Here is a 12,310-nt window from a genome sequence, read left to right as displayed (position 1 = left end):
GTGTATTTAATTGAGAATACTTTTCTTTTCTTTATCGGTAAATCCGGTGGATTGTAAAATATAATTTTTAATGTATTCTTTTAATGATTGATTTTGTTTGTAAAAAGAACTCAAAAGTAATCTTTTATCTTCATCAATATTATTTTTATAGTTTAAGATTTTTGGAGTATTCTCTTGAATACTTAATCTGATCAACCTGATTTCAAGATTATTTGGGTCGTTTTTTAATGCGTCTTCTAAAAGTTTAACTCCTTCGATAAAAAAACTTTTCTTTTGTTTGATTTGTTTGGTATATCTTGCCTTCAACGCAATTGAGGCTCCTTTATAAGCTAATAGTACTTTATTATCCTTGTTGTAATTTTCCATAAGGGAATAAAATTCATCAGTGTTTTTTTGACTTTTGGAAGCATCAATATAATGCTGTCTCGCGTTTGGTATTTCCTGACAAACGAGTAAAGTAATTGACAATAAAAATGTTGCAATTAATTTCAAAATTAAGCACTTTTATAAACATTAGTCAATTTTAAAGCAACGGTTTCATCAAATGAAGTAGTATTTTTAACTTTAATTTCGGTAGTCAAATTGCCAGAAATTTCTAAATCTAATTTTAAAATAGAATTTTTTTCCGGATTGATAAGAGCCATAAATTTGACATTAGTAGACGAAGTCATGATTAAATAACTCCCCAAAATATTTTGAGTTAGTTCTTTGATGATTTGCATCATACACACACCTGGTGTCACGGGATTTCCTGGAAAATGACCTTTAAAAATATCGTGCTCTTTGTTAAGAAAAACAACTGCAATATATTTTCCTTCATCAGTTCTTTCTAGTTTTTCAACTTTATAAAAATCCTTTAGTAGCATAAATGTGTGCTTATTTTTTCTTGTTAAATTTTATTGTATAGGTTGCTCCAAACTGAAAAACTAAATTTGTAATTTGAGATTTATAACCAGTATAGTCATCTAACGCATCACCAAATCCTTTCTTTACTCTAACTTCAAAACCTATTCCTTTTGGAAACTCGTAACCTATTCCGCCGAAAATTCCATAATCAATATCTTGTCCTTTAGAAATTGATCTTGAATTTTCTTGAATTATTTTATCACCAATAACGATATCATTAAACTCCCCTAAAAGTAAGTTAAAATTTTTAAACAATTGAAACTTATTATTAATTGAAAATGATAGGTATTGAAGTGATATATCGGTATTACCAGAAACAAAATATCCATTATTATTATATGCGTAGTATCCTTTTGCTCCTTGTTTAGAAATGGATAATTCGGGTTGTAGGGTATATGTTTTACTTAGCTTAATCCCTCCACTTATCCCAAAATAAATATCATTTTTAGATGGAATATCTATTCCTTCTAGTTTAGACACATTCAATCCAACTCTTACACTTGGTTTAAACTCAACTTGAGCATTACTAAAAAAGGGAACAACGTATAGTAGTATAAATAATATTTTTCTCATTATCACTTATTTTATAAATCAAAAGTATATGTTGCCCCTAAAGAGATTACTACATTCGTATGATTTGATTGATTATCTACTACGGGAACGATTCCTTTTTTTATTCTCGCTTCTATTCCAAAATTTTTATTAAAATTGAGCCCCATACCTAGTAAAAATGCCAAATCCACATCACTTTTAGGATTAATGTTGGTACTTTTATCAACAACAAAATCAATTGTAGGACCAAGATGAACATTAAACTTTTCATTAAAATAAAATTTATTAACCGCAGCGATTGATAAATAAGACACATCATATTTTTGAGATTCTAATTTAGTTCCTTGTCTAGAATAATCAATTTCTGGTTGTAACGTATAATATTTAGACAGATGCAATGCACCATAAAAACCAATGTGAAAATCTGTTTTTGCAGTAAAATTATCAACAACTCGTGTATTGGTATTATAATCGTAATAGGAATCCCCTTTTGTAAAATGAGCAAAATTAATCCCTCCTCTTAATCCTGGTCTAAAAGTTACTTGTGCATTTGATGATGAAAATCCTAATAAGCATAATACGATTAGAATAAATAATTTTCTCATGTTCATTTAATTTAATTATTAATTTGTGTTAGTTCTATTTTTAATTTAATGTTGTGGTGTTGAATAATAATAGATTCAGCAAAAGTAGTGTTTTTTGGCAAAAATGAAAACGTTACTTTCTCTTTCGCATGGATAGTATGCACAAGTTTTACATATTGATTATCATCACTATTTTCATAGAAAAAATTAGTTCGATTTCCTTCATTGGATTTAAAAATAATACTAGTACCATTTTCAAAAACTTCATCAACTTTATGATTAGCTTTTAGCAACAAAACAAAATCTTTTTTTAGAGTATTGATGACGATTTTCTTATTCAAATTCTCAACAACATAATTGATTTTAAAATCGGTTTCAGATACTTCGAAATCCAATAACTTATTACCAAAATCTGTAGTTAAAACAACGCGATGAATAGAATCATTAATCTTTTTTACAACAAAAACACCACTCAAATCATTGCCATACACTTCAATATGTGCTTTATACACGTAATCTGTTTCTGGATTTGAAAAATATAAATTTTGAAAATTAGTGATCGCACTTGCTACTTTGTTTGCTCCTTCTATTTGATAACTTTTACAAGAAACCAGAACTATTAATAACAAACTAGTTACTAAAAACCGAGTCGTCAATTTTTGCATTGAGTATCTTATTTTTAAAAACAATTTTCGTGAAATCTCCAGAGGGTTCGTTCAATTTTACTAGAGAAACTATAACATCATTTATTGGAAAATACAAATCTATTTGTTGAATATATTTCGATATTTCTTTCGTTTTGGGACTCAATTTTGCAATATAAAATTCTTTTGTTTTATAGTAAGAAATCGCAAATTCTTTGTCGTCAAACATATTACCGCTAACACTTCCTACAATCATTTTATTGATTTTTTCAAAGATTTTGCTACTTCCTGCATCAATAATGCTCTTTTTTCCTTGATCATTGATAAATATCTTATTACTTTTAAAAACAATACTATAATTGTACGGCTTGGTATATTGCCAATTCAACAAATTAGGTGTTTTAAAAGACATTTTACCTGATGTTTCAATATCTTTAGAAAGAAAATCCAAATGTTTATACTGAATAAAATCGGTTTTAATTGTATTAATTGTTTTGGATTCTTTTTCGATTGTGGCTTTAAATTCGGCTATTTCAGTAACTGACATTTTTTGCTCTTGTGAAAAAACAATTTTAGTTAGTGCTAAAAATAGTATCGTGAAAATTTTAATTCTCATACGCTTTAATTTTAAGTAACTCATCTAATGGTGTTACGGTATAATTTTCTGTTTTCAAAAATAGCAATAATTGTTCCAAAACACGGACCGTTTTTGCAGAAGTATCGTGAAGTAAAATAATTCCTCCTGGCATGATTTTTTTTGAAATTCGCTTCAAAATTTTATTTTCATCATCCATAATAGTATCAAGGGAACGATTGTTCCAACCAATTACAAAATGCTTAGTTTGTTTAATGGCTCTTTCAAATCTTGGATTGGTGACTCCGAAGGGAGGTCGAAAAAGTAATGTTTTCTTACCCAAATACTTTTCGATTACCAAATCATTTTTTTGAATTTCACTTACTACTTTTTTAGTCGAAAAAAAACCAATCTTTTTATCATGCGAATAAGAATGATTTCCTATTAAGTGACCCTCTTCAAAAATAGCATTAAAAATATCTTGGTGCTCTTCAATTTGTGTTCCAATACAGAAAAAAGTTGCTTTAACATTGTATTTTCTGAGAACATTCAAAACCTCTTTTGTTATTGGAGTTGGACCATCGTCAAAGGTTATCGCTATTGTTTTTCCAACTGTTTTACCTTTACAATAGGTTTTTACAAAATAATTGGAACGTATATCAAACGAACCCCAGATTGTAATCATTAGCCATATTAACAATCCCAAAAAGTAGATCCATCCGTTTACTTCTCTAAAAAAAGAGTCCATAAAAAGTATTATGAATATACCCACAAAAAGAACTTTTATGTACTTGTGCTTTAGCATTTTTTGATCAAAATTAAACTATGGTCTTTTCCTCGGTATTGGTTATATAAAAGCACATATGTATAATTATCTTTCGTCAAATCATTCATTTTAACAGCTGACGGAATCAGTTGATTTTTCAAAATTTTGGATGCTACCCAAAACCCAAATGATGAAGCAGTATTGTATTCTCCACTCAAATGTTTGTAATATACTTGTGGTGTTTTGCTAAAAAGAGTACTGGCAATAGTATAATAGTCGTCAAATTGGGTATCCCCATTATTTCCTAAAACAATTGCATCAATAGTTTCAATTTTAATCCCATTAGAATCTAAAAACGAACAGATAAACTCACCTACTTCACTAATTTTCAATTCATTAAAAAAATTAATTGCTTCAAGCGTAGCATATGAACTTGTTTTTTGTTGATTTTCAAGCACAAAAAAATTGGATCCTTCGCTAAAAACTACTCCTTTAGAATTAGAATTCAACACGCTGAAAGGCTGATCCTTTTCATTTTTTATAAAATTGACTAAGCGATACAAATCAAGTGTATGCTGTGTAGTTTCATCAATTCCACCTACTAAAATGGCATTGGCTTCACTTGTTTCTAATTGCAATTTTGCATCTAATAAAGCACTTTCAAATGAGACCGCACCATTAACATATGTAAAATTATAACCTTTACATTGCAATCCTAATGCAATTTGAGCCCCTACGGTATTATGTGTAGATTGAATAAAAGAAGTTGGTGTTAAAAACTGCTCTTTGTTATCTAATATTGCTTTTAAAAATTTGTCCGAATCTTCTACACACCCCATGCCAGTTCCAGTAATAATAGCGTCTGGAACCTCAATACATGCCTCTTTTAATGCTTTATTGGAAGTAAAAATTCCCATCTTAACTCCTTTAGACATTCGTCTAATAGATGCGGGAGGAATTACTTCTTTATAGGAAGGTTGGACTGCATAAATCACATTTTCACTTTCGTTACTGATTATTTCCTCTAAAAAATCACCTTCAAAGGTTTTTTGTGCAGAAATACTTCCTACTCCATTTATATATGTTTTTACCATTGTTTGTTTTATCTATGCTAATGGCAAATATAAAAATTATAAAGACATTTTAGATTTAGTATTCTGATATATTCTTATCAACCTAGCTTTTCGAAAAAATTACTGTAGAACAATTCCCCCCAAACCCAAAGGAATTAGATAAAACGTGTTGTAATGGTTTTTGTGTTAATTTTGTTATAGGTCTTAAATTGAATTCTTCCATAGGTGTTTGGAAGTTTTTATTTGGAAACATGATGTCATTTTGTAAAGCCAATACGCTATAAACTGCTTCAATGGCGGCGGCGGCGGCTAATGTATGCCCAGTAAATGGTTTTGTAGAGCTGAATTCAGGTGCGTCCTCATTAAAAATTCTAATTATGGCACGTCCTTCCGATAAATCGTTATTGGGCGTTGCAGTCCCGTGGGCATTGATATAATCAATATCACTTGGGTCAAGATTTGCCATTTTTAGCGCTTTTTGCATAGCTAAAAAAGCTCCTTCCCCATTTTCAGAAGAAGCTGTTTGATGGAACGCATCATTTGCATTACCAAAACCTGTTATGTAAGCCAAAACTTGTTTGTTGTTCTTTTTTACAATGTTTTCCGATTCTAATACTAAATAAGCGGCGGCTTCTCCTAAATTCAAACCTTTACGATTGTTATCAAAAGGCGTATTGTAGGTATCTGAAAGAATCATTAACGTTTTGAATCCATTGATGGTGAATTTCGACAAGGCATCTGTTCCGCCCACAATAACGCGATCTAATTGTCCTGTTTCGATAAGTTTAGCTCCCATCATGATGGCATTAGCCGCTGAAGAACAAGCGGTACTAATAGCGGTTACAAGACCTTTTAACCCTAAATAATGTGCCGTATTGTGAGTTGTATCACCAGCATCTTGGCTCTTAATGTATTTTCTACAACTTTCATTATCAAAATATTCGTAATAAAAACGTTCAGTCATGTCCATTCCGCCTACACTTGTAGCGGAAATGAATCCCGTTTTACATTCGTTAATATCCTGAATTTTAGCATTTTCAACAGCTTGTTTAGCAGCAATAGTGGCCAACATAGCCGTTCTAGAAAAATTATTATCTTGTGGTAGTTGTAAAAGTTGCTCTAACTGTTGGTTGGTAAATTTGATTTCACCTACTTTTATCTCATTTTTGTGAATAGTATCAATATATTCAATATCAGTAATACCCATTTTGCCTGAGATTAAAGCATTATAATTTTCTTCAACCGTATTACCGATTGCAGAAATTATTCCCATTCCAGTTATTGCTATTTTCATTTTTTGAAATTGTAATTTCTATACTTTAAATTCAAATTTTAAAATTACTTCTTTCTGTTTGCAGCAATAAAAGCTGCCATAGTTTCAACAGATTGAAAGATTGCCTTACCATCTTTTGGGTCTGTTAACTTAATTCCATAATTTTTATCTAACAGTACTATTAGTTCTAATGCATCTATTGAATCCAAACCCAATCCTTCACCAAAAAGAGGATCGTTATCATTAATATCTTCTACTGAAATATCTTCTAAATTTAAAACTTCAATAATCTTTGCTTTTAATTCTACTTTTAATGATTCCATAATAATAATTATTATTTATTGTATAGTGTATTTATATTTTTCTCGTTGTGAAATAGTAGTCCATCTTTACTCACCAAATATACAAATGATTTATATTTTTCTTGATAAAACTCCACCCATCCACAAAGAACGCTTTCTGCTTTTCTCGATTTTATGAGTTGATTAGCATAATTGGTTATAAATTTAGTATTAAAATTTTCAAAAACAAAAAATGCATTTTCTGATTTTAGTTGGTGTTTGATACTGATTTCGCCTACGCAAATATTGGGTAACGTATAAACAAATACGGCAGGGCTTGGAAAATAATTTTCTTTATCTTGAATTGAATTTTGATATTTTACATCTGTATCCAAACTTGACGATTGGTTGGCAAAAACAATGGCAATATCATTTTCTTGGTCCTTTTCGCATACATCTTTCAAAATAATTTCTGATGTTACAAAGGCTAATTTACTCAAATTATCCATTTTAAAAAATTTAGGATATTCAATTTCAAACTCTTTGTACGCATTTTTGATAAATTCAGAAAAGCCAACATCTTTTAGTTCAAATAGTTTTTCACCATTTACAAAAACAGTGTTATTTTCTATTTGACAATACTTTGATATGTAGTTTTCTGTATTCATTTTATTTTTTCAAAGACAACTGCTGTATTACAACCTCCAAAGCCAGAGGCGGTTTTCAAGAAATAGGTAATTTCTTTTTTTGCATTTTTATGAATTATATTGATATTTTGTGACACTCCATTTTCATTATATCCTTTGGATGCTATAAGCTGATTGCGATTGGCACATTCAATAGCAAAAACTGTTTCTAATAATCCTGAAGCACCTAATGTATGACCAAAAAATCCTTTGTAACTGTTTATTGGAACATTTTGCAAACCCAAACGACTGAAAGCAATCGCTTCCATTTCATCATTATATAACGTTGCCGTTCCATGTGCCGAGAGATAATCTATTTGATGCGGATTGATATAAGCTTCTTTGAGAGCACTTGAAATACTTCGATACAAACCTTCGCCTGTTCTTGAAGGTCCCGAAATATGATTGGCATCGTTAACCGAACCATCACCTAAAATTTTTATTGATCCCTTCCCTATTTTGCTTTCGTCGGACGAAATATAGACTGCTGCTGTTGCTTCTCCTAAAGTAACACCATTTCGATCTTTATCATATGGTTTACAAGGATTTTCGCTCATAGCTTGAAACGAATTAAACCCAGACAACACAAATTCAGAAACCTCATCGCCAGCTACTAAAAAGGCTTCTTCATAAACTCCTGCTTGAATCATACGATTGGCTACTGCAACAGCTAAAACACCCGAAACACAAGCATTTGAAACCACAATAGGTTCCGTTGTAAAACCAAAATACAATGCAATTTTTTTGGCTAAAACTGATAAATAAGTGCCTTCAATAGGATATTCTTTGTTTTCTAAGGCTGTAATATTCCCTTTGGTTGTTGACAGGATAAAAACCGATTTCGGAGTTACTTTTTGTTTGGAAATTATCGGTTGCAAGCTTAAAATCAGCATTTTTTCTAATCTAGAAAATTCAGCATTGCATTCAACTTTACTAAATGCAACATCTAATTGAGTAGAATCAATAGTAGCCGCATAAAAAGAACTGCCTAACAAAGGTGAATTTTTATGACATTGAATTCCGGAATCTCCATTCAGCATCGCTTCAAAATTCGAATTAACATCAAATCCTAAAGGCGTTACGCAATTGGTTTGAATTATGTAACAATTTTTACTCATCTGCCAAACCTACTTTTCGCTTCCATTCTTCGTAAAATGGTGGGCAATTCAAGTTCAAATCTCCATTTTTATCCACAAAAACCTGAACTGTTTCACCAGTACAAGCAATTTCATTGTTTACATCAAATATTTTATACCTGAAAATCATTTTAGCCGCAGGCGTTTTGACAATGGTAGTTTCAATTCGAGCCACATCGCCATAACGCAAGGACAATTTGTGTTCACAAACCGATTTTACAATTGGTGTTGTATAACCATGCTCGTGAACATCTAAATATGATATGCCGTGATGGCGACCAAAAGCCTCGCGACCATCCTCAAAATACGTAATATAATAGCCATGCCAAACAATTCCGAGCGGATCTGTTTCGTTAAAACGTACACGAATTTCTTTAGAAATCGTTAATTCTGTTGCTTCGTTATACTGCTCTTTTCTTTTTATCATACAGAATGGCTATGGTGATTGTGGTTATAAAAAACAAAAGTAAGAAAATAATTTCGGGTAAAATTTCTAGGATACTCCCGTTACGCAAAAGCACGTCATAAAATGCGTTCAATCCCCAATTCATTGGCGAGATATGGGAAACATATTGCATTACTTTAGGCATCGCAAAAACAGGAACCCAAACACCTCCAATGGCAGCTAAAATCACAACTGATGTAGCGCCAAAAGGGGCAGATTGTTCATGCGTTTTAGCAACTGTTCCTAGTAAAATTCCGAAGCCAATAGCCGCTAATCCTGAAAAAAAAGCTACGTTCATCATTAGCATTATTTTTCCTGAAACATCTAAAACTGGTAAATCCAAAAAAGGGAATATATAAACTCCTACGGCTACCATCAACAAAAACTGAATCAGACAAATGAGTAAATAAGTCGCTGTTTTTCCTGCAATTAAAATCGCGTAAGGCACCGGATTTGTGATTAATCGAATTTGTGTTCCTTGACCTTTTTCTTTAACAATATTGATAGACAAAGGCACTACAATAAAGAATATGGCAAACAATGACCATGCCGGAACATTGTGTTGTACCGAATTGGGTAAAATTTCTTTATTATTTACAGTTGGAACAATTTCTTTAAATGCAATAAAGCTTTTTTGATCAAAAATTGGATTATTGCTTTCACCTAATTGATCCTGAAATGTTTTGTAAATCGATTGGGTTTCAATTTGCGAAATCATTTTATCAATGGCACTTTTAACCGCATTTTTGAAAGTCATTTGTGTCGCAGGATCGAAATATAAACGCACTTCCTTTTGACCTATAACATCTCCATTTTTTATTGTATTGGCAGAATCAGTCACCCCAAAACCACTCAAAATTTTGTTGACATTTTGGTCGACTTTAGTTTGTAAATCAACGCTCAATTTTTCAGGAATAATAATCGCTAATTGGTATTCCCCTTTAAAAACAGCTTCTTTGGCTGAAGTTTCATTTAATTTGATTCCGTGTATTTTCGAAACAATGCTAAAAGAACCGTTTTTATTAAGGTTGTCTTTCACGGTTTTGGAAATCGAACCATTATCATAATCCACCAAAAGAATTGGAATTTTATTTTCTGAAAGTGACTTGAAAGCAGAATTTTGAATGAGTGTAATGGTAATAATAAGGACTAATGGCATTACAAAAAGTATCACCAATCCGCCGAAATCTCTTTGAAGTAACAAGAGTTCTTTTTTTACCGTCATCCAAAATTTATATAGCATCTCGAAGTTCTTTACCGGTTAGTGAAATAAAAACATCTTCTAAATTGTGTGCATTGGGCGTTCCCGAAATTAAGGCATTTGGAGTGCCTTCAGCATAAATTTTCCCTCTATCAATAATGGCTATTTTGGTACAAAAATCTTGTGCTTCCGATAAATGATGAGATGTGTAAATGATAGTTGTTCCTTTTGAATTGAGTTCTTTCAAATACTCAATAATTACATTTTTAGATTGCACGTCAACTCCAACGGTTGGCTCATCAAGAAACAACACTTTCGGATTGTGAAGAATTCCAGCAATCAAATTCACTCGACGTTTCATTCCACCCGAAAATGTGTCAATTTTTTTATTTGAAAACTTTAAAAGCCCTAGATACTCCAAGGTTTTATCAACTTTTTTATTCAAATCTTTGCCTTTCAATCCATACATACTACCAAAATACATTAAATTTTCTTTGGCCGTTAACGTAGGATACAATGCATATTCTTGAGGTACAACACCAATAATTTTTTTTATGTCATTCGCATTTTTATCATAAGTCAAATGATTGATAGCAAAAGTTCCCGAAGTAGGTTTTATCAAACCACATAACATAGAAAGTAATGTCGTTTTTCCAGCACCATTGGGTCCTAACAAACCAAAAATCTCTTTTTCTTCAACAACTAAACTCATGTTATTGACAGAAAAATCGTCAGCCTCTTTATATTTTTTATAAAGTTGATTAACTTCGATGATGGAATTGGTCATTATTGGATTGCTTTTTTTAATTTCTTGAAAAACGCTTCTTCTAAATCGGCTATATGAATTAATTCGTTAGACAAACTGTTGTACACATCGGTTTGATTGCTTCTGTTTTTGTATACTCTTGAAGCATTTACAGCGAAATCGCGCCATAAATCTCCGATGGAAGTCATTTCTATGGATAATTTTTTAAGGGCATCATTTTTTAAAATACTCGATGCTTCTTGTAAAAAAGCAGCATAAATAAATCGGAATCCACCGCCACCTGTACCAATTTCTTCTTGCATTCTAACCATTTGAGCCAAATAGTGATTAGTAACTTTAATTCCCTTTTTGGCAGGCCATTTTTTAATTTGATGGGCTATAGTTCGAATGGCTTTTACTCCAACAATAGGAACTGGAGCAAGCATATCGTTGCATGTATTTTTGATTCCCTTTTTGATTGCTTTTTCCCAATCCATTTCTTTCGGAACGTAAATTGGGAAGTACATGTGCCCTTTTGGGGCCAATGCCCCTTTTGCAAAACGCACTTTTTCCAATTCTTTTTCAGTCAAAATCGTAGTCGTTTCCATTACGGGATCACTAATCAAAAAAGTATCACCCATTTTTCCATACACCACTAAATTATGGGCATTGAAATGGAATCGATATTCGTCTGGAAAATACGTCAAATTATAAACCCCAACTTGCAAACCTGTTGGAATATTACTTCTTAAATTTTCTTCCAAAGCTTTTTGTGCTTGAATAGGATTGGAAAATTTGACTCTTTTTACTTTAATTCCCAATCGTTTAGCAGCTTTATTAAAAATAAAACCAGGCATTGGACGGTAACTGATTGCGGGCGCGTGATTGACTTTTAGAAGTGGAAAATAAAAAAAGAACAATCCAGAACCTATTCCGAAAACCATAGGTTCACTAATGTTTATTCCTTGATGCTTCAAAAGATTCGAAGCAACACCATTTTCGCAATGCGCTGATTGATGATGAATAAAATTAGTTTCCATTATTCTCCTTTGTAGTTCTTAAGTTGTGCTACAGTTACTTCAAAAGCTTCTGCATATTTGTTCAAAATCTTGTCGTTTAATTTGGCAAAAACAGAGGGTTTAAAATGTCTTTTTACACGCCATTTCCACATTCCAACATAATCAGAAAGCACAATTAAATCCATTTTATGTAATTCCATGAAATATACAATTGGGCTTGTTTTTCCAGCTTTTACATCTGCTTTAGCAAGTTCAATTCGTTCTTCAATATCTTGAATGGAATTATTCAAAGCTATCGTTTTAGGTTCCCATCCTTCACTTAAAACGGTGGTGTAATTTCCGTCTTTATCGGTAGCGTAACACAATTCTCTAACATTTTTAGAGGATAGATTACTTTTATCTTGTGGGACTTCTTCTTGTTTCAT

17 protein-coding genes are annotated in these 12,310 nt (G+C 31.6%); all 17 read right to left on the bottom strand.

Annotated features, from left to right (window positions below; genetic code table 11):
- Positions 1-6: 6 nt before the first annotated feature.
- A complete protein-coding gene (locus tag CLV55_RS08795) occupies positions 7-492 on the bottom strand; it encodes a hypothetical protein (protein WP_112113385.1) in 486 nt (161 codons plus the stop codon).
- Positions 493-494: 2 nt separating this feature from the next.
- On the bottom strand, positions 495-866 hold the full coding sequence (locus CLV55_RS08790; RefSeq protein WP_112113384.1) for a 3-hydroxyacyl-ACP dehydratase: 372 nt from the start codon (positions 864-866) through the stop codon (positions 495-497).
- Between the two features lie 10 nt (positions 867-876).
- On the bottom strand, positions 877-1,479 hold the full coding sequence (locus CLV55_RS08785; protein WP_112113383.1) for an outer membrane beta-barrel protein: 603 nt from the start codon (positions 1,477-1,479) through the stop codon (positions 877-879).
- 11 nt (positions 1,480-1,490) lie between these two features.
- On the bottom strand, positions 1,491-2,063 hold the full coding sequence (locus CLV55_RS08780) for an outer membrane beta-barrel protein (RefSeq protein WP_112113382.1): 573 nt from the start codon (positions 2,061-2,063) through the stop codon (positions 1,491-1,493).
- Between the two features lie 11 nt (positions 2,064-2,074).
- Complete coding sequence (locus CLV55_RS08775) at positions 2,075-2,707, bottom strand: hypothetical protein (protein WP_112113381.1); 633 nt, start codon at positions 2,705-2,707, stop codon at positions 2,075-2,077.
- On the bottom strand, positions 2,673-3,302 hold the full coding sequence (locus tag CLV55_RS08770) for a LolA family protein (RefSeq protein WP_112113463.1): 630 nt from the start codon (positions 3,300-3,302) through the stop codon (positions 2,673-2,675). Before CLV55_RS08770 ends, CLV55_RS08775 begins: the two co-directional genes overlap by 35 nt.
- Positions 3,292-3,945 (bottom strand): polysaccharide deacetylase family protein, encoded by a 654-nt coding sequence (locus tag CLV55_RS08765; RefSeq protein ID WP_245902700.1) that lies wholly within the window; start codon positions 3,943-3,945, stop codon positions 3,292-3,294. The genes CLV55_RS08770 and CLV55_RS08765 overlap by 11 nt, the downstream gene beginning before the upstream one ends.
- Positions 3,946-4,058: 113 nt before the next feature.
- On the bottom strand, positions 4,059-5,120 hold the full coding sequence (locus CLV55_RS08760; protein ID WP_112113379.1) for a beta-ketoacyl synthase N-terminal-like domain-containing protein: 1,062 nt from the start codon (positions 5,118-5,120) through the stop codon (positions 4,059-4,061).
- A gap of 82 nt (positions 5,121-5,202) precedes the next feature.
- Positions 5,203-6,393 carry a beta-ketoacyl-[acyl-carrier-protein] synthase family protein gene (locus CLV55_RS08755; protein ID WP_112113378.1) on the bottom strand — a complete coding sequence of 397 codons (1,191 nt, stop codon included), beginning with the start codon at positions 6,391-6,393 and terminating at the stop codon, positions 5,203-5,205.
- Between the two features lie 44 nt (positions 6,394-6,437).
- On the bottom strand, positions 6,438-6,695 hold the full coding sequence (locus CLV55_RS08750; RefSeq protein ID WP_112113377.1) for a phosphopantetheine-binding protein: 258 nt from the start codon (positions 6,693-6,695) through the stop codon (positions 6,438-6,440).
- 11 nt (positions 6,696-6,706) lie between these two features.
- The gene (locus CLV55_RS08745; protein ID WP_112113376.1) at positions 6,707-7,321 is read right to left on the bottom strand and encodes a 3-oxoacyl-ACP synthase; all 615 of its coding nucleotides are present in this window, start codon (positions 7,319-7,321) and stop codon (positions 6,707-6,709) included.
- On the bottom strand, positions 7,318-8,457 hold the full coding sequence (locus CLV55_RS08740; protein ID WP_112113375.1) for a beta-ketoacyl synthase N-terminal-like domain-containing protein: 1,140 nt from the start codon (positions 8,455-8,457) through the stop codon (positions 7,318-7,320). The genes CLV55_RS08745 and CLV55_RS08740 overlap by 4 nt, the downstream gene beginning before the upstream one ends.
- Positions 8,450-8,902 (bottom strand): acyl-CoA thioesterase, encoded by a 453-nt coding sequence (locus CLV55_RS08735; RefSeq protein ID WP_112113374.1) that lies wholly within the window; start codon positions 8,900-8,902, stop codon positions 8,450-8,452. Before CLV55_RS08735 ends, CLV55_RS08740 begins: the two co-directional genes overlap by 8 nt.
- Positions 8,877-10,163: an ABC transporter permease gene (locus CLV55_RS08730; protein WP_170122249.1), complete on the bottom strand. Its 1,287-nt coding sequence runs from the start codon at positions 10,161-10,163 to the stop codon at positions 8,877-8,879. Before CLV55_RS08730 ends, CLV55_RS08735 begins: the two co-directional genes overlap by 26 nt.
- Complete coding sequence (locus CLV55_RS08725) at positions 10,153-10,908, bottom strand: ABC transporter ATP-binding protein (RefSeq protein WP_112113373.1); 756 nt, start codon at positions 10,906-10,908, stop codon at positions 10,153-10,155. Before CLV55_RS08725 ends, CLV55_RS08730 begins: the two co-directional genes overlap by 11 nt.
- Complete coding sequence (locus CLV55_RS08720) at positions 10,908-11,906, bottom strand: BtrH N-terminal domain-containing protein (protein WP_112113372.1); 999 nt, start codon at positions 11,904-11,906, stop codon at positions 10,908-10,910. Before CLV55_RS08720 ends, CLV55_RS08725 begins: the two co-directional genes overlap by 1 nt.
- Positions 11,906-12,310, bottom strand: a complete 405-nt coding sequence (locus tag CLV55_RS08715) for a hypothetical protein (RefSeq protein WP_112113371.1) — start codon at positions 12,308-12,310, stop codon at positions 11,906-11,908. Before CLV55_RS08715 ends, CLV55_RS08720 begins: the two co-directional genes overlap by 1 nt.

The organism is Flavobacterium aciduliphilum (assembly GCF_003268855.1).
GTDB classification, from domain to species: Bacteria; Bacteroidota; Bacteroidia; order Flavobacteriales; family Flavobacteriaceae; genus Flavobacterium; species Flavobacterium aciduliphilum.
The sequence above is the reverse complement of the archived record's forward strand: the minus strand, read 5'-3'. Positions and strand labels throughout refer to the sequence as shown.